The 13,976-nt window shown below is 56.1% G+C and carries 18 protein-coding genes and 1 pseudogene; 10 read left to right on the top strand and 9 right to left on the bottom strand.

The window, feature by feature from the left end:
* Positions 1-285: 285 nt before the first annotated feature.
* Positions 286-525, top strand: a pseudogene (locus tag ACOTTU_RS24210) (type II toxin-antitoxin system CcdA family antitoxin); the annotation flags it as partial.
* A 474-nt stretch (positions 526-999) separates the two neighbouring features.
* Here the strand turns inward: ACOTTU_RS24210 and ACOTTU_RS24205 are convergent.
* Entirely contained in the window at positions 1,000-1,467 is a 468-nt protein-coding gene (locus ACOTTU_RS24205) for a hypothetical protein (RefSeq protein WP_425661988.1), read from the bottom strand.
* Between the two features lie 283 nt (positions 1,468-1,750).
* Between ACOTTU_RS24205 and ACOTTU_RS24200 the strand changes: the two genes are divergently transcribed.
* The 8 genes from ACOTTU_RS24200 to ACOTTU_RS24165 are packed head-to-tail and all read left to right on the top strand — an operon-like array spanning position 1,751 to position 7,607.
* Positions 1,751-2,092: a hypothetical protein gene (locus ACOTTU_RS24200; RefSeq protein ID WP_425661986.1), complete on the top strand. Its 342-nt coding sequence runs from the start codon at positions 1,751-1,753 to the stop codon at positions 2,090-2,092.
* Positions 2,046-2,756 carry a lytic transglycosylase domain-containing protein gene (locus ACOTTU_RS24195; RefSeq protein WP_425661984.1) on the top strand — a complete coding sequence of 237 codons (711 nt, stop codon included), beginning with the start codon at positions 2,046-2,048 and terminating at the stop codon, positions 2,754-2,756. The genes ACOTTU_RS24200 and ACOTTU_RS24195 overlap by 47 nt, the downstream gene beginning before the upstream one ends.
* A 14-nt stretch (positions 2,757-2,770) precedes the next feature.
* Positions 2,771-3,061 (top strand): TrbC/VirB2 family protein, encoded by a 291-nt coding sequence (locus ACOTTU_RS24190; protein ID WP_425661982.1) that lies wholly within the window; start codon positions 2,771-2,773, stop codon positions 3,059-3,061.
* Between the two features lie 5 nt (positions 3,062-3,066).
* Positions 3,067-3,396: a type IV secretion system protein VirB3 gene (locus ACOTTU_RS24185; protein WP_425661980.1), complete on the top strand. Its 330-nt coding sequence runs from the start codon at positions 3,067-3,069 to the stop codon at positions 3,394-3,396.
* Positions 3,396-5,753 carry a VirB4 family type IV secretion/conjugal transfer ATPase gene (locus ACOTTU_RS24180; RefSeq protein WP_425661978.1) on the top strand — a complete coding sequence of 786 codons (2,358 nt, stop codon included), beginning with the start codon at positions 3,396-3,398 and terminating at the stop codon, positions 5,751-5,753. The genes ACOTTU_RS24185 and ACOTTU_RS24180 overlap by 1 nt, the downstream gene beginning before the upstream one ends.
* Complete coding sequence (locus ACOTTU_RS24175; RefSeq protein ID WP_425661976.1) at positions 5,750-6,454, top strand: type IV secretion system protein; 705 nt, start codon at positions 5,750-5,752, stop codon at positions 6,452-6,454. Before ACOTTU_RS24180 ends, ACOTTU_RS24175 begins: the two co-directional genes overlap by 4 nt.
* Positions 6,447-6,716 (top strand): EexN family lipoprotein, encoded by a 270-nt coding sequence (locus ACOTTU_RS24170; protein ID WP_425661974.1) that lies wholly within the window; start codon positions 6,447-6,449, stop codon positions 6,714-6,716. Before ACOTTU_RS24175 ends, ACOTTU_RS24170 begins: the two co-directional genes overlap by 8 nt.
* A gap of 9 nt (positions 6,717-6,725) precedes the next feature.
* Entirely contained in the window at positions 6,726-7,607 is an 882-nt protein-coding gene (locus ACOTTU_RS24165; RefSeq protein WP_425661972.1) for a type IV secretion system protein, read from the top strand.
* A 93-nt stretch (positions 7,608-7,700) separates the two neighbouring features.
* Here the strand turns inward: ACOTTU_RS24165 and ACOTTU_RS24160 are convergent, their stop codons facing one another.
* The 8 genes from ACOTTU_RS24160 to ACOTTU_RS24125 form a co-directional block, all read right to left on the bottom strand.
* Positions 7,701-8,366 carry a ParB/RepB/Spo0J family partition protein gene (locus ACOTTU_RS24160; protein WP_425661970.1) on the bottom strand — a complete coding sequence of 222 codons (666 nt, stop codon included), beginning with the start codon at positions 8,364-8,366 and terminating at the stop codon, positions 7,701-7,703.
* On the bottom strand, positions 8,335-9,108 hold the full coding sequence (locus tag ACOTTU_RS24155) for a ParA family protein (protein WP_425661968.1): 774 nt from the start codon (positions 9,106-9,108) through the stop codon (positions 8,335-8,337). Before ACOTTU_RS24155 ends, ACOTTU_RS24160 begins: the two co-directional genes overlap by 32 nt.
* Before the next feature lie 389 nt (positions 9,109-9,497).
* Positions 9,498-9,872: a type II toxin-antitoxin system RelE/ParE family toxin gene (locus ACOTTU_RS24150; RefSeq protein ID WP_425661966.1), complete on the bottom strand. Its 375-nt coding sequence runs from the start codon at positions 9,870-9,872 to the stop codon at positions 9,498-9,500.
* Entirely contained in the window at positions 9,862-10,131 is a 270-nt protein-coding gene (locus ACOTTU_RS24145; protein ID WP_298921100.1) for a ribbon-helix-helix domain-containing protein, read from the bottom strand. The genes ACOTTU_RS24150 and ACOTTU_RS24145 overlap by 11 nt, the downstream gene beginning before the upstream one ends.
* A 110-nt stretch (positions 10,132-10,241) precedes the next feature.
* Entirely contained in the window at positions 10,242-10,760 is a 519-nt protein-coding gene (locus tag ACOTTU_RS24140) for a hypothetical protein (protein ID WP_425661964.1), read from the bottom strand.
* A 15-nt stretch (positions 10,761-10,775) separates the two neighbouring features.
* Positions 10,776-11,204 (bottom strand): hypothetical protein, encoded by a 429-nt coding sequence (locus ACOTTU_RS24135; RefSeq protein ID WP_425661962.1) that lies wholly within the window; start codon positions 11,202-11,204, stop codon positions 10,776-10,778.
* A complete protein-coding gene (locus ACOTTU_RS24130; protein WP_298921106.1) occupies positions 11,197-11,439 on the bottom strand; it encodes a type II toxin-antitoxin system Phd/YefM family antitoxin in 243 nt (80 codons plus the stop codon). Before ACOTTU_RS24130 ends, ACOTTU_RS24135 begins: the two co-directional genes overlap by 8 nt.
* Before the next feature lie 388 nt (positions 11,440-11,827).
* Entirely contained in the window at positions 11,828-13,297 is a 1,470-nt protein-coding gene (locus tag ACOTTU_RS24125; RefSeq protein ID WP_425661959.1) for a multicopper oxidase domain-containing protein, read from the bottom strand.
* A 24-nt stretch (positions 13,298-13,321) separates the two neighbouring features.
* Here ACOTTU_RS24125 and ACOTTU_RS24120 point away from each other — a divergent pair, with 24 nt between their 5' ends.
* Positions 13,322-13,804, top strand: a complete 483-nt coding sequence (locus ACOTTU_RS24120; RefSeq protein WP_425661957.1) for a MarR family winged helix-turn-helix transcriptional regulator — start codon at positions 13,322-13,324, stop codon at positions 13,802-13,804.
* Positions 13,805-13,976: the final 172 nt, after the last annotated feature.

Below are 13,976 nucleotides of genomic sequence, written 5' to 3'. Positions count from 1 at the left end.
ACGAAAAATTCGAATTCCCAGTCTGGGCTCGTCGCGACCATTCTCTGCGCGTTTTACGAAAGGCTGCTTTCCGATAATTCAGCGAGAAAACCATGACTTCTAGAGTCTCAGAAATTCAAAACCCTAAGTACCTGATTTTTCTAAAGCGGCTGTCTCACCAATTAGGTGATCCGACACTCCGTATACCCTGCACGGTACTAGGAGAACACGATGCCCGTTTCACCGGTTAGAAAGCCGACCAATCTGATGATCGACAGTGATCTGTTGTAGGACGCCAAGGCGCCGAACGTCAATCTGTCTCGCGCTACGGAGGAAGGTGTTCGTGCAGCGGTTATGGAAGCACGTGAGCAACAATGGAAAACCGAGAATTTGGCCGCTCTTGCAAGCTCCAACGCGTTTGTTATTAGCTCTGGTTTGCCACTTGAGCGGTTCTGTCAGTTCCGACGTAAAAATACGATGTCTATGCGGGTGCCGAAGGCGAGACGCTTCTGCTCGATATTCAGGCGGATTTGCCCGACGTATTGAATTCACTTATGGTCGTGCTTCTGTGGTAATTGACAAATCAACGACCCCGGCGAAGCGGATTAATCCTGTGTTTGTGATCGATATGCCGACAAAAGGGTTTTGAGACCGTCGATTTATGTGCCGCCGCCAGCAAGCGACTGTGCCTTACTGATCTGGTTTTTGTCAGGCAGACCTATGCCGCACCGTCTGCAATCAATACCTCACTACTTGATAGCCATGGTACCCCTCTATATCTGACCATTCGACACCGACCGCCCTTGAATAGCTCGCCGGCTCACAACTCCTTGACGGGATCAACCAGTCCGGAACCCTACCCGGCCCGGATGGGGTCCAGCGAAACTCGCCCCGTGCGCCATATGTCCCAAGTGAAATCTCAGATTGCTCACGACATTCCCCTTCCCGCCCGCGCGGGTGATGGCTGTAATGTTTGACATTCCAGACTCTGATGGACCGAATGAAATCAAATTCCGGCCCCTACACATCGATGTCGACCGTGCCGTTCTCTTCCAAGATCTCCGCTGCGATGAGCGGAAAGGCATCCGGTGCAGGTGAAACGCTGTTGCTGTGCTCTAGAGCTGTTGGAATTGCGCCAAGTTCCTGCACCGAATTTAGCGAACGCACAGCTGCAAAAACTGCTTTTGGGGCATCGGCCTTTGCCAAATTGCGCAACCGTTCACCCGGCTTCATCATTGCCCCCTCGTTCGTTGCAGCCCCCATGGGGCAGTGCCAGATCTGCAGTGGGGGCTCGATCGGCCAGGGCGTGATCCGTTGAACAAACACATCCCAGGCGTGCCCACATTCCACCGACGCAGGCCAGCCGCCAGCCAGACACAGAAGAATGGCGCAATCCACGTCATAAGCACTTGCAGAGGTTGGAAAAGGTAGCGCTATGGCCGCGCCAAACAGCATGTTTCTGGCCTTGGGTTTCAACGCGGTGATCACTCAAGTCGCTCCTTCATCAGGCACGTTATCAGGGTCACAAATATTCTACTTAAGAGAGAACATATGATATTGACGCCCTCATAGATAAATGTTCTGACGCGGCCCAATACGCCGGATTTGCACGTCGCAATCATGAATTCGGACCATGTCATTTCAGCAAACGAGTCGCAATATTAAATATTGGTTGTTTTAGGTTTTTAGTTTGTTTTTCACTATTGACACAGAATCCCTATCCGCAGATGTTCCGCACGTATTAGAAGTTGTCCCAAGTGGGGGACGACACATGCCGATCAAAAGAAAATATCAGCTGATAACCATCAAGGGCGTGAAGGCTTTGATGAGTGATGGCTCACGTTTTCAATGTCGGTATGATCTTGTCGAGCTGAACGATGGCAAACCGCGCTACCAATGCATCTATCTTGTCGACGGCCGGGAAAGCATACTCATTTCGGACCGCGTGTCGGAACAGGGGATCGAGGCGCGGCTCTTCAACGTCTGGCCCGGTCTCTTCAAGCATCATTTCGAGTTTGGCGACGGCACTGACCTCGCCTTTGGTTCGGATTTCATCATCACCACGGGTGAGCTTCGCGGGCTTGACGAAGTGCCGCGCAAAGGAAAGCGCTAACAAGTCCTCTCCCAGACAAGCTATTCACAAGGCTATCGCGGCATCGACTTTGCTGCTTGGGAACGCATCTGGCGTCTTTGCCGAACCGATCCCTCTCCCTGCTTTTCATATTCTTGCTGAAAACTGCGCCCCGTCCGTGGCACCCGAGATCATGGAAAAACTGGTGCGTGCAGAAAGCGGGTTCAACCGTTTCGCCATTGGCGTAAACGGTGCAGAGCATCGCAGCTATCATCCGGGCTCTGAGGAAGAAGCAGAGCGGATCGCGCGCGACTTGATCAGCCAGGGTCATTCCATCGATCTTGGTCTGGGCCAGATCAATTCGTCTAACTTCGAATGGCTCGGTCTGACGGTCGAGTCTGTATTCGACGACTGCGCCAACCTGAAAGCCTCCGAGACGGTGCTGCGTGATGGCTATGACCGGGCGCGTGAGCTGGGCTCTGATCCCGAAACGGCCCTGCATCAGGCCCTCTCCGCCTACAATACCGGTACGTTCACCCGCGGATTTTCCAACGGTTACGTCACGCGCGTGATGGGCGGGGGTGTCGAGACGCCCCCTGCTGACCATCAGGCTCAATCTTCGGCACGTTCAGAGCCCGCAGAGACAGCCCTGACATGGAACGTGTTTTCCGAAGGCACCACGTCGTCAGCCCTTGTGTTCAACTAGAAGGAAAGATTCAGATGAATTCCATCACCGCATTTATTGGTCGGATGCGCGCGCCCGCGAGCATCGCATTGGTGCTCCTGCTCGGGCTCTCTGGCCCTGCAGCGGCGGCCGGCTTTACTGATTTTCTGAACAACGTGGTGGATGAGTTCAACAGCGCACGGCGGCCGCTGGCGCTGATCGCGATCATGCTCGTTGGTTGTCTTTACATGTTCAATGTCATCGACATGCGCCGCACCGGCCAGGTGGCCATCGGTGTCATCGTGATCTTCGCCGCCACCGAAATTCTTGACCTGATCACCGCGTAAAAACCATGAGCGAAGAACCCCTGAACACCGACCGACTCTACCTGGCGCTCACACGCCCGGCAATGGTGTTTGGTGTGCCACTGGAGGCGGCGTTTATCTCCGTCATGATCGGCGGGTTGGCGATGATCCTCGGGGATTCCCTCTTCTACCTGATCCTCGCCGTTCCTTTACTTGTGATCTCCTACTTCATCGTGAAGCGCGATCAGAACGCCTTCCGCATACTCTTCCGCTTCTTTGACACCGGTGCCAAGTGCCGGAACCGCGGGTTTTGGGGCGGCTCCTCGCCGTCTCCCCTGCAGGTTCAGCGGCGTTACCGTATCGAGGAGGTCGACTGATGGGGTTTGCCCGCGCGCTCAAACGCGAAATCACCGCCACGGGCTACTTGCCCTTCCTGCGCCATGCGGATGAACACAGCATCATCACCACGGGTCGTGGCGCCTTCCAGATGCTCAAGATCGAGGGCACCTCGTTCCGCACGGCGGACACGAGTGGGATCAATGCGCTGCATGACGGGTTGAGCCATCACATCCGCAATGTCGCCGATGACAATATGATGATCTACAGCCACATCATTCGCAGCGAAGATCATAGCTATCCCGGTGGTGACTTCAGATCTGAGTTTGGCCACTGGCTTGATGCGGCCTACAAGACCCAGATCCAGCAAAAGCGCCTCTTTCGCAACGATCTCTATCTGACGATCTACATGCAGCCGCGTGGCTTTGCCGGATCGCGGTTTGCCCGCAGCATCACGCGTGCCCGGAACAGTCAGGTGGAGGTCGACCAGGACCTGCTCGACCAATTGGACGACAAGGCGTCGCTGCTCGCGAAAAATCTCGCCCGTTACGGCGCGCGACGGCTTGGTCTCGAAAAGAACGATCACGGTTTGCTCTGCTCGGAACCGATGAGCGTGTTGCGCCGCATAATAACCGGTCGTTATAGTCTCCTGCCGCTGGTGCTCGGATCGATCGGACCGGCGATCTACACGGACCGGGTGATTTTTGGCCGCGAGGCCCTGGAAATCCGCCATCCGGCGGAGTCCACCTTCGGGGCCATGTTCGGCATCAACGAATACCCCGCGGTCACCCGTCCAACCATGCTGGACGATCTGCTGACAGCCCCGTTTCGCTTTGTGCTGTCACAGTCTTTCCGCCCCATCGCGCGATCTGACGCTCTCAAAACCATGAGCCTAAAAGAGGGGCGAATGCGCAATGCCGGCGATGATGCGGTCTCTCAGGCCGATGAGTTGCAGACTGCGCGTGACGACCTGATGGCGGGCAATTTCGTCATGGGTGAACACAATCTGTCCTTGCTCGTCCTCGGGGATGACCTGGAGGCAGCCCGGGGACATGTGGCGGACGCAAGCAATCTTCTCGCCACTTCCGGCGCGATTGTCGCGCGCGAAGATCTGGGGCTTGAGAGCGCGTTCTGGGCACAGCTTCCGGGCAATCATTCGAAGCGCCTGCGCCCCGCCCTGATGACCAGCCGGAACTTTGCCTCCCTCTCGCCGCTGCACAATTACCCAACCGGCCATCGCGACAACAATCACTGGGGCAAGGCGGTCGCCAAGCTGAAAACCACCGCCGACAGCGCCTTTTATCTCAATTTCCACGTGGGTGACCTTGGTCATACGGCGATCTATGGGCCATCAGGATCGGGCAAGACCGTGGTGATCAACTTCGCGCTTTCCCAGCTCGAAAAGCTCGACGTGAAGCGCGTGCTCTTTGACAAAGACCACGGCGGAGAAATCTTCGTCCGCGCCTCAGGCGGCACATATCTCGCCCTGCAGACCGGCGAACGAACCGGCTGCGCGCCGTTCAAGGCGCTGGAGCTGACACCGGCCAATGAAGCATTTCTGGTGGCGCTGGTGAAATCGATGCTGGCCGATCCGCAGCATCCGTTGACGGCCGACGACACGGCCCGGATCGAGGCCGCGGTGGCCGGTCTTGGCAACGTCCCGCAAGATCAGCGGTCCGTCTCAGTACTACGGGAGTTGATCGGATTTGGCTCTGGCGAGGCCGATGACATCGGCAACCGGCTGGACAAATGGGCCGAGGGTGGGCGGCTTGGCTGGGTTTTTGACAATGATTGCGATGAGATCGGGTTTGATGCAGACCTGATTGGCTTCGACATTACTTCGTTTCTGGACGATCCCGTCCTCCGCAATCCGATGATGATGTATCTCATGCATCGGGTCGAGCAGCTCATCACCGGCCAGCGCGTCGCAATTGTCATCGACGAGTTCTGGAAGGCTCTGGCCAATCCGTTCTTTGTCACGTTCGTCAAGGACAAGCTCAAGGTGGTCCGCAAGCAGAACGGCATCGTGATCGCAGGCACCCAGTCCACCTCCGACGTGGTGCAGAGCCCCATTGCCCGAACCGTTATTGAACAATGCGCCACGCAGATCTTCTTTGGCAATGAGCGGGCCGATGAGGCGGAACTGACCAGGGTCTTCGGTCTGACCCATCGCGAAGTCCGGATCGTACGCAACGAGCTGTCGGTTGGGCAGTTTCTGATCAAGCAGGGCGGCAATTCTGTGGTCTGCGAGCTCGAGCTGCGCAGGCTAGAGGACGTCCTGGCTGTTCTGTCGGGCCGCACCGACACCACGGCACTCATGAACCGTATACGATTGAACCATCCCGAGCCTTCACAGTGGCTCCCCCTTTTCCACGTCAAGCGAAAGGAACTCGCATGAACCTCAAACCCGTGCTTTTGGTTTGCGCTCTGACCTTGTCTTCGCCCGCATATGCAGGCGGAGTTCCAGTCATTGACACCACGGCCATCGCGAATGCCAAGGCGACATTTGCCAAGGAACTCGCCCAGATGGTCAAGGAGCTGGAAGAAGCCAAGCGCCTTTACGATGCTGTCAACGGGCTGACCGAGATGGCTGATATTGTCGACGCACTCAATGATCTCAAGGTGCGTGAGCTGCTCGGGCCGGATGCCATGTCCATCGCCAGTGCCCTTGAAGTGAACATTGATGCCCTGGGCGATCTGTCGGGCACCGCCAACGAGTTTCTGGACCACACGCGGGTGACTGCTGCGGACGTGTCGGCAGAAGACTTCTATCGCCAGGAACTAGACCGGATCGGCGCGCGATCGGCGCGTGATGCGGCGGTCGGTGATCGCATCGTGCGATCGGCCGATGATCGTCTGGCCGGGCTGGAACGGCTGCGTCAAGCGATCGGGACAGTCTCCACCCAGAAGGAAATCAACGCGCTGCAGGCGCGTCTGCAGGTGGAATCCGCCATGCTGCAAAACGACACCAACCGCATCCAAGGCCTGGCGATGCTGCAGGAAGCGCAGAGTGAGGTCGAGTCGCAAAGACAGCGGGAGGTGGAATTGCGCAATCGGGAAAATGCAACATCAGCGATCGGGAGTCTTTTCGGTGGTTAGAATTAACTCAACACTTGTCCTTTTCTTGATCGCCGTGAGCGTTGCGGGTTGCAAGGACGAGGAACCCAACAGAACTGTCGATTTTTATCTGAAACACGCTGACGACCGCATTGAAATGCTGACAAAGTGCGAGGCCATGGATGGTGCATCTTTGGAAGCGAACTGCGTCAACGCACAGAAAGCTAAACAAATCCAAGCGGCAGAGACCAACAATGAAAACCGCAGCGATGCTGTAAACTCGCTGTTTGGATCGAGGGAGTAAGGCCGACCCATGTTACAAGGTCTCTATGATAGCTTCGTAAAAACGCTGACCACCCAAACGGATGCCATTTCTGGCAATATGTCGAGTGCGTTAACACCGCCTCTGACCACCGCCATGTTGCTCTACATCATTCTGTACGGTGTTGCGATCATGCGCGGTGCCATTCAGGAGCCCGTTCTGGATTTTGCAATTCGCGGGATCAAGCTGGCTATTATTTGGGGTCTTGTTTCATCGGCCAGCGACTACACAAGCTGGGTCGGAAGCACCATCAATGACGGCTCATCAGCATTTGTAAATTCGCTGACTGGCGGAAGCGGAACTGTGCCCGGAGATTCCGTGATGGTACAAGCCAACGAGTTCGCGACCAAAGTCAACGAAGCCCATGCTGCTGAAGGTTGGGCAGGATCGGTGACCGGTGGGATCATTTCATTTGCCATAATGCTGACGGCGGGTTTGTTCGCGGCCATCGCTTTTGTGGTTTCTTTACTCAGCACATTTGCATTGACAATCATGGCTGCAATCGGACCGATTTTTGTTTGCTTTGCACTGTTTGACGCAACACGTGGCTGGTTTTTCTCTTGGTTGGGTCAGCTGCTGAACTTCATGTTAGTCAAGATTCTCGTAATAGTCCTGACCGTTGTAATCGTCGCATTGATGAGTAACATCTATGCGCAAGCCTCTGCAGTTGATGCTGTCGGATCATATATCGCCTATCTGATCGGCCTTCTCTGCGGAATCATCTTCTTTCTTCTCATTCCCTCCGTCGCCTCCGGCCTTTCGGCGGGTGCGCAGGCTTCGACGGGCATGTTGCAGCGCTCGATCGAACGCAATCTCGGCATTCCAACACGCAGTGGCTCCGGCGGCGCTCGGGGGAGCGCGACACGAACCTAGCGCGGGCCATCTCCTGCGCCTCCACTCACTGATCAAGGTCACCTGATGAATAAAATAACATTTCTTGCCCTGCTCCTCGCAGCGGGATGCGCCTCAACGACGACTCTGCCTGACGTTCAGGGTTCGGTCGTGCGCCCCCTCAACCCCACCCAATGGGACTATAGGCAAGCGCTTCAGCACAAACAGGCCGAGATCGGATACTGCGAGAACAGGCGCATTCGCGCGGGCTAGCGCCTGCAATTCATCCGGCATTTTTGCGATACTTGCGTATCTGGAAACCGCAGATTCACTCCACCCCAGGGCCTTGGCGATCTCTGGCCGTTTCTTGCCATCGGCGCGCATTTGCCCCACGGCCTGCGCGACTTCCATCGTGGTCAGATCGGCGCGCTGCACATTTTCGGTAAGCTGAATGGCGCGTAACTCAGCTGTCACCTCGCGCACAATTGCCGGAATATGCGTCAGTCCGGCCAGTTGTGCCGCCCGCCAGCGGCGCTCGCCCATGATGATCAGATGCCTGCCATCGGCATTCTTCGGTCGCACCGTGATCGGTTGCAACACGCCCTGCGCCGCGATGCTGTCGCTCAGAGACTCGAGCTTGTCTTCACCGAACACGCGTCGCGGCTGATCCGGGTCGGGGGCAATTTTGGAGAGATCAATCTGTTGGGTGCCGCCCTCGGTTATTTGTTTGCCATTGGAAAACTTGTCCAGCTTTCCTGAGGCGGCCAATCTATCCAGCGTGTCTGTAAGGCTGCGCGCCATGGTCTGTTTCTCCCGTTATTTTTGCATAGAACCAGTCAAAGAACGCGCGGAACTCTGCTGCCGCCTCCCGGCCGCTGCGCGTCTTGATCTCCGTGAGCGACACGCCCGCATCCTGGGCCTGCACATAGGCCGCGCGGTTGCGGATCGCATGCGGCACAAGCAGACGTTCGAACGCCTCCGCGACGGTGACAAGCGCGTCGCGCTCCACCTGCTTCACCGCGTCAAATCGCGAGGGCAATAATCCCAGTAGCTCCAACCCCGGATTGTGTTCCTGCGCCGCGATGAAAGCTTCCAGCACGCCTTCGATACCATCGAGCGAGAACCGCTTCAGCTCGATGGGCACCAGCAGGTAATCCGATCCCAGCAGCGCGCCATAGACCACTTCGGAAAAACTCGGCGGCGCGTCGATCACGCAGAAATCGGCGCCATGGCTGTGAACCAATCCGTTGCGCACATTGACCAGAACATCATCAGAGTTCTGGGCCAGAAGATCCTTGTGACCGGACAGAATGCCGATTTCGCCCGCGTTCAATCCGGTCTCAATGGGAGTCCCACCTGTCACCAGATCAAGGGCACTGCCCAGGTCCGTGCCGGTTTCAAATGATCCGGTAAAGTTTCGCTGGCTGTCGAGATCGACGCCGATCACCGAATGGCCCCTGTCCGCCAGCGCATAGACGATCTGGCTGGCAATCGTCGTCTTGCCGACCCCGCCCTTGTTGTTGGCAATGATGACTTTCTTCATTGCTCGCTCACCCTGTGACGCGGGCATAATGCACACCTGTTCGACACCTGCTCGAATTCCCTGCCTGTTTGAATGATCAGCCCGGAGAAGAAGGTTACGCGAACCACTCTCTCAGGTTGTGTTCTGAGTGCCGTATTCGTCTCGGCGCCGCAACTGGAAACTGCTTCGATTCAATGCATTGACCGAAATTCGCCGAAGGGTGGGAGAGGTTTGTCAGCAGACACTATCGGGCGTGGCGCGCGGCAAGGTCCTGGCCGCCCCAACGGAGCGCCAGCCCCTGCGGTTCGGGGCAGAGTCCCGACCGGCAGAGACACCAAAAACCGGCCCTGGGTTGATCGTTGCTTCGAGAAAACAACAGCAGGCTATCGCTCGCTTTGGTACGGATTAATTCAGGTGGTTTGCTGCCTGAGATGATCGGTCGACGACAAAAGACGCAAAAGCATGTGCCGCTGATGGTCCTGCCCGCCGAAAAAGATGGCCAGAACCCGAACAAGCTGTTCGCTGTCATCCACGTCGAAATAAAATACGGCGCGGCCCTTGGTGACGCTGCGCAACCCGTCGGAAAAATCCGGGTGATACGTGCCCTGATGTGGCACGTCACCCAAGGCTGCCATCGCGTCTTCGATCTCGAGAATCCGCGTTGAAGCACGCTCAAAGGCGGTGGCCTCGTCCTCGCCAAATCCAAGCGCGACCTCAAAGAGAAAATCGAAGATGGCCTCAAGATCGCGGTCCGATTGCTCGGAGCGCGCGACCCTATAGGCCATGCCGGGATTTCTTGCGCGCCAGCATGGCGCGCGTTTTTGCCCGGCTTTCACCCATATCTACAAACGGCCCGTCTCGCCGTTCCTGAATGAGCGCACGCAGCGCCTCGGTTTCGAGCTCTTTCGCTTCGGTCTGTTCGCGCAGCAACTCAAGCCCCTGCTGCAGCACCGCACTCAGGCTTGGATACCGGCCCTGCCCCACGAGATCGCGGGCAAAAGCGTCCTGCGTTTCCGTCAGAGAAATGGATGCTTTGACACTCATGGCGGGCCTCCTATTTTGTGTGGAATGTATGCTACTCAGTAGCACTTTACAAGCTGGCCACCTGCTTTAGCTTGAACTCTGTGCTCAAATCACCTGTGGGGCGCGAGATCTCATTCCCGCGATTTCGCCAGAACCCCATCCTCGCGGATCGCGGCGATGGTGGTCGGCGTCCGGCGCGAAAGTTCGACCCCGTCGCCGGACATCATCGCTTCGACGATTTCGGTCTTCTTCAGCACGGCCCCGTCGGATTCAACGTAAGTCATATATCCATCCCGTTCATGGGCGACTGAACCGTCGGATTTGATCCGCACCCATGCCCCGTTCACTTGCACAGAAATCAGTCCATCCTCGACCACGATCCCTTCCCAGCTGATGCCCGGATCGCGACGCAGCACGATCTTGTCGGGCCGGAACTTGATCTGCACGTCGCGCGGCACGGTCTTATCTGCCGCCTTGACCACGAGGAAGGCTTCCTGTTCTTCTGGATTAGTATGGATCGAGGCGTTGCCGTTCTTCGGCGGCCAGACCTTGGCCTCTACGCGTTGGTTTCCCTGCCTGTCCCGGTGAAACCCGATATAAAGCTGCGCCGACCGCCACGTCCGTCGCACGGAATTGATAATCTCAGACATCTACTGTGTTTACCCTTATTCGTTGCGGCGCACCGCCAGAGATTTTCTGGCCTTGATCGCGGCAATCTTTACGGACTGAACTTGCTTGGTGAAGGTGACGCTGAACGATCCCAGGCGACCTGTGGCCTCAAAATAGTAGGACTGTGACGGGGTATCTACGTTGTGCTCATCAGCAACCACCCAAAGTCTCAGGTTAACATCCAGGCCCGCCCGTTTCTTTTCGATTTCAGGCACCTCAATTGCAAATGGGTTTTTACTTTGAGGCTGTGAGGTGATCGGCACCAATATTACTTCCATCTGACCCTCAACGGTTTGGGTCAACAGAGCCAATACACATGGCCTGTTCTTGCGGCCTTCAGTCTCGCCGCGTTGCTCTTCCCGTTTCCATAAATACGGAAACCGCCAGACGTCACCCAGCTTTGGAACATCAGCGCTATCAGTCATTGTCGATGCTTTCCTGAAGCGCATCGATCATTGCTTCGGCTTCCGCATCGCTCAGATCAGAGACATGAACCGATTTGCGGGTGTCCATTCCATGTTGCAATCGTTCAAACTGCTCCGTACTCAGGACAACGAAGCGGGCTTTTCCGTGCCGGGCAATCGCGACTGGTCGCTGCGCGGCAGCGGCAAGAACATCCCCGGTCTTATTGGCAAGTTCAGTCGATGAAAACTGTCGCACATTACTCTCCTGAGCTATTTTATATATATTAGCTAATTAACCGAAATTAGCAAGACTTATGTCGCAAATGCAGAAAAAAGATCGGCCCCGAATAGGGCCGACCCTCCTAGCTTAACAATTTGTCAGAAGCACTCGGGTAAGGACACTCCGACCAAGGTCGCGGCCTACGACGTCGATTAGCCGATAGGAACCTTACTTGCGGAACTCATCAGGGCCAGTGGCAACCGCCACGCAAACAGGCCGGACACACGACTGTACTGACAGACCATCGCAACCACAGAAATCTCTTGCAATGCAGGAGCCATCCACACACGCCGTTGGACAGGGTGCCCAAATGCTGCGGCTGCGCCCGCTTTGCGGACATTAGCTGTAGCTGCATGATCAGAACTTAGGTGACAGTAAACTGCCCCATCATGCCGCAGTCTTCATGTTCCAGGATGTGGCAGTGATACATATAGGGCGCGTCTTTCGTCGCCTCATAATCGAACTTCACGAGAACTTCTGACCAGCCCTCCTCGACATGGACCATGTCTTTCCAACCAGCCGCGTAAGCGGGCGGTGGGCCACCGTTTTGGCTCAGGATACGGAAAGAACATCCGTGGATGTGGAACGGATGCAACTGGTCATCGACTGAGATACGCCAGATTTCGGTTTCACCTTTGCGCACCTCTTCGTCGATCCGGTCCATCTTCATCGGTTGGCCATTGATCGCCATGGCACCGGCATCGCCACAAAAGTTGTCCCAAGCGAGTGCAAGAGCGGCGAGATCGGCGCCGACGTCCATTTCCAACTGGAAGCTGCGCGTTACGGTGGCCTCGTCTGGCCTCGGGGGTTCCAGGTTCGCCAATTGCGTGGGTATTGCGCCGTCAAAGCCTTTGGCCGCTGATCTGTTCAGCGTAAGAACTGTTGTGGTTTGATTGCCGCCGAACAAGTTCGCTAAAAAGCCGCCACCATCTCCGTTCAGGTTCACGTTGAGTGAGTTAGTTTCGACAGCACTCATATCCACGAGGATTTCGTACCGTTCCCCCGGTGACATCAAAATGCTCTCAGCCTCAACAGGCGTAGATAGGAACCCACCGTCCGATGCGATGACAGTGACAGGTCCAATTTCCATCGACAGCCCCAGAAAGCGCGCGTTACAGGCGTTCAGAATCCGCAGTCGTACAAGACCAGTGGGAACCGTTTGGGCGACCGGCGCGATTGCGCCATTAACCACAAGCGTGTCGCCTTCAAAGCCATCCTCAAAAACGGTGGCTGACAGCTCGTATGCCATCTTTCCGCTTCCATCGAACATCTTGTCTTGAAGGATTAGAGTGAAGTCATCCACGCCGTAGGTCTTAGGCAAGTCGGCGGAAAGGCTCGCATCATCTTCCACAAGCAACACACCAGCGAGACCCTTGTAGGTTTGCTGCGCTGTCTTGCCGTGCATGTGCGAATGAAACCAATTCATCGAAGCGTGCTGAACAATTGGCACATCTGGTGACCATACAGAACCATGCTCGATTTCTTGGTGTGGACCGCCATCAACATCACCCGGAATGTGTAAACCATGCCAGTGGATCGTGGAGGTGTCGCCGATGTTGTTGGCGACGTCAAAGGGGAGCGTCTGACCTTGTTTCACTTTGAGGACCGGCCCCATGTAATCGTGATTTATCCCGAACGTTTCGCTGGCCACGCCTTTCCCGAAGTCGTGGCTTGCGGGATTGAGTGCCAAAGATATCCGATCTTCAATACCGCCGGTTAGGTCTGTCAGAGGAATGATCGGGAGCGGTCCTGGCGCCGATTGCGCCCAAGCCAAGCCGCCGCCAGCTAAGAGCATGCCAGCGCCAGTGGATTTCAGGAAAGTTCTGCGGTCCATTGCAACCCCCAAAGAATGTCAACTATGGTTGATAGATCGCCAACAAAGGATATTTTGTCAACCGTGATTGATAAAAGAGACGACACGTTCCTGAGCCAAAATATCAAGGGCATGATGATGACGCTCATTGCCCGTTGGAACGCCCGGATGGACGATGCGCGCGCTGACACCGAGTTTGCAGATGTCCGCCCCGCAGACATTCGTGTCTTTGCACAACTCCGAGGAAGAACAATCAGACTTCCAGAAATTCACCGAGAGATGGGATATTCCCGGCAAGCAGCACAACAAGCAGTCGACCGTTTAGTCGGGCACGACATGATTGCTGTCTCTAACGATCCAACCAGCAAACGCGACAAGTTGGTTTCGATCACGGAAAAGGGACAGCGATGGAGGGCAATTGCAGCCGAGCAAATCCGGCAGATCGAGGACGAAATAGGCGAAGCAATAGGAGAAGACGCAAAGGAAGCGTTGCGAGGACACTTGGCGAGGCTCGCCAGTGAAAAATAACGTCACCACGGCTTGCGGAAGTTCCAGGGACTTCGGCCCCCAAGCGGATATTCCCGGCAAGCAGCACAACAAGCAGTCGACCGTTTAGTCGGGCACGACATGATTGCTGTCTCTAACGATCCAACCAGCAAACGCGACAAGTTGGTTTCGATCACGGAAAAGGGACAGCGAT

Source organism: Roseobacter sp. EG26, assembly GCF_049830555.1.
In the GTDB taxonomy this organism is placed as follows: Bacteria; Pseudomonadota; Alphaproteobacteria; order Rhodobacterales; family Rhodobacteraceae; genus Roseobacter.
The sequence above is the reverse complement of the archived record's forward strand: the minus strand, read 5'-3'. Positions and strand labels throughout refer to the sequence as shown.

What these genes read in the sequence shown, in the direction of transcription:
- ACOTTU_RS24200 (WP_425661986.1), top strand. Translation starts at nt 1,751, where the DNA reads ATGCCGATCAAAAGAAAATATCAGCTGATAACCATCAAGGGCGTGAAG.
- ACOTTU_RS24190 (WP_425661982.1), top strand. Translation starts at nt 2,771, where the DNA reads ATGAATTCCATCACCGCATTTATTGGTCGGATGCGCGCGCCCGCGAGC.
- ACOTTU_RS24185 (WP_425661980.1), top strand. Translation starts at nt 3,067, where the DNA reads ATGAGCGAAGAACCCCTGAACACCGACCGACTCTACCTGGCGCTCACA.
- ACOTTU_RS24180 (WP_425661978.1), top strand. Translation starts at nt 3,396, where the DNA reads ATGGGGTTTGCCCGCGCGCTCAAACGCGAAATCACCGCCACGGGCTAC.
- ACOTTU_RS24175 (WP_425661976.1), top strand. Translation starts at nt 5,750, where the DNA reads ATGAACCTCAAACCCGTGCTTTTGGTTTGCGCTCTGACCTTGTCTTCG.
- ACOTTU_RS24165 (WP_425661972.1), top strand. Translation starts at nt 6,726, where the DNA reads ATGTTACAAGGTCTCTATGATAGCTTCGTAAAAACGCTGACCACCCAA.
- ACOTTU_RS24160 (WP_425661970.1), bottom strand. Translation starts at nt 8,366, where the DNA reads ATGGCGCGCAGCCTTACAGACACGCTGGATAGATTGGCCGCCTCAGGA.
- ACOTTU_RS24155 (WP_425661968.1), bottom strand. Translation starts at nt 9,108, where the DNA reads ATGAAGAAAGTCATCATTGCCAACAACAAGGGCGGGGTCGGCAAGACG.
- ACOTTU_RS24150 (WP_425661966.1), bottom strand. Translation starts at nt 9,872, where the DNA reads ATGGCCTATAGGGTCGCGCGCTCCGAGCAATCGGACCGCGATCTTGAG.
- ACOTTU_RS24145 (WP_298921100.1), bottom strand. Translation starts at nt 10,131, where the DNA reads ATGAGTGTCAAAGCATCCATTTCTCTGACGGAAACGCAGGACGCTTTT.
- ACOTTU_RS24140 (WP_425661964.1), bottom strand. Translation starts at nt 10,760, where the DNA reads ATGTCTGAGATTATCAATTCCGTGCGACGGACGTGGCGGTCGGCGCAG.
- ACOTTU_RS24135 (WP_425661962.1), bottom strand. Translation starts at nt 11,204, where the DNA reads ATGACTGATAGCGCTGATGTTCCAAAGCTGGGTGACGTCTGGCGGTTT.
- ACOTTU_RS24125 (WP_425661959.1), bottom strand. Translation starts at nt 13,297, where the DNA reads ATGGACCGCAGAACTTTCCTGAAATCCACTGGCGCTGGCATGCTCTTA.
- ACOTTU_RS24120 (WP_425661957.1), top strand. Translation starts at nt 13,322, where the DNA reads ATGGTTGATAGATCGCCAACAAAGGATATTTTGTCAACCGTGATTGAT.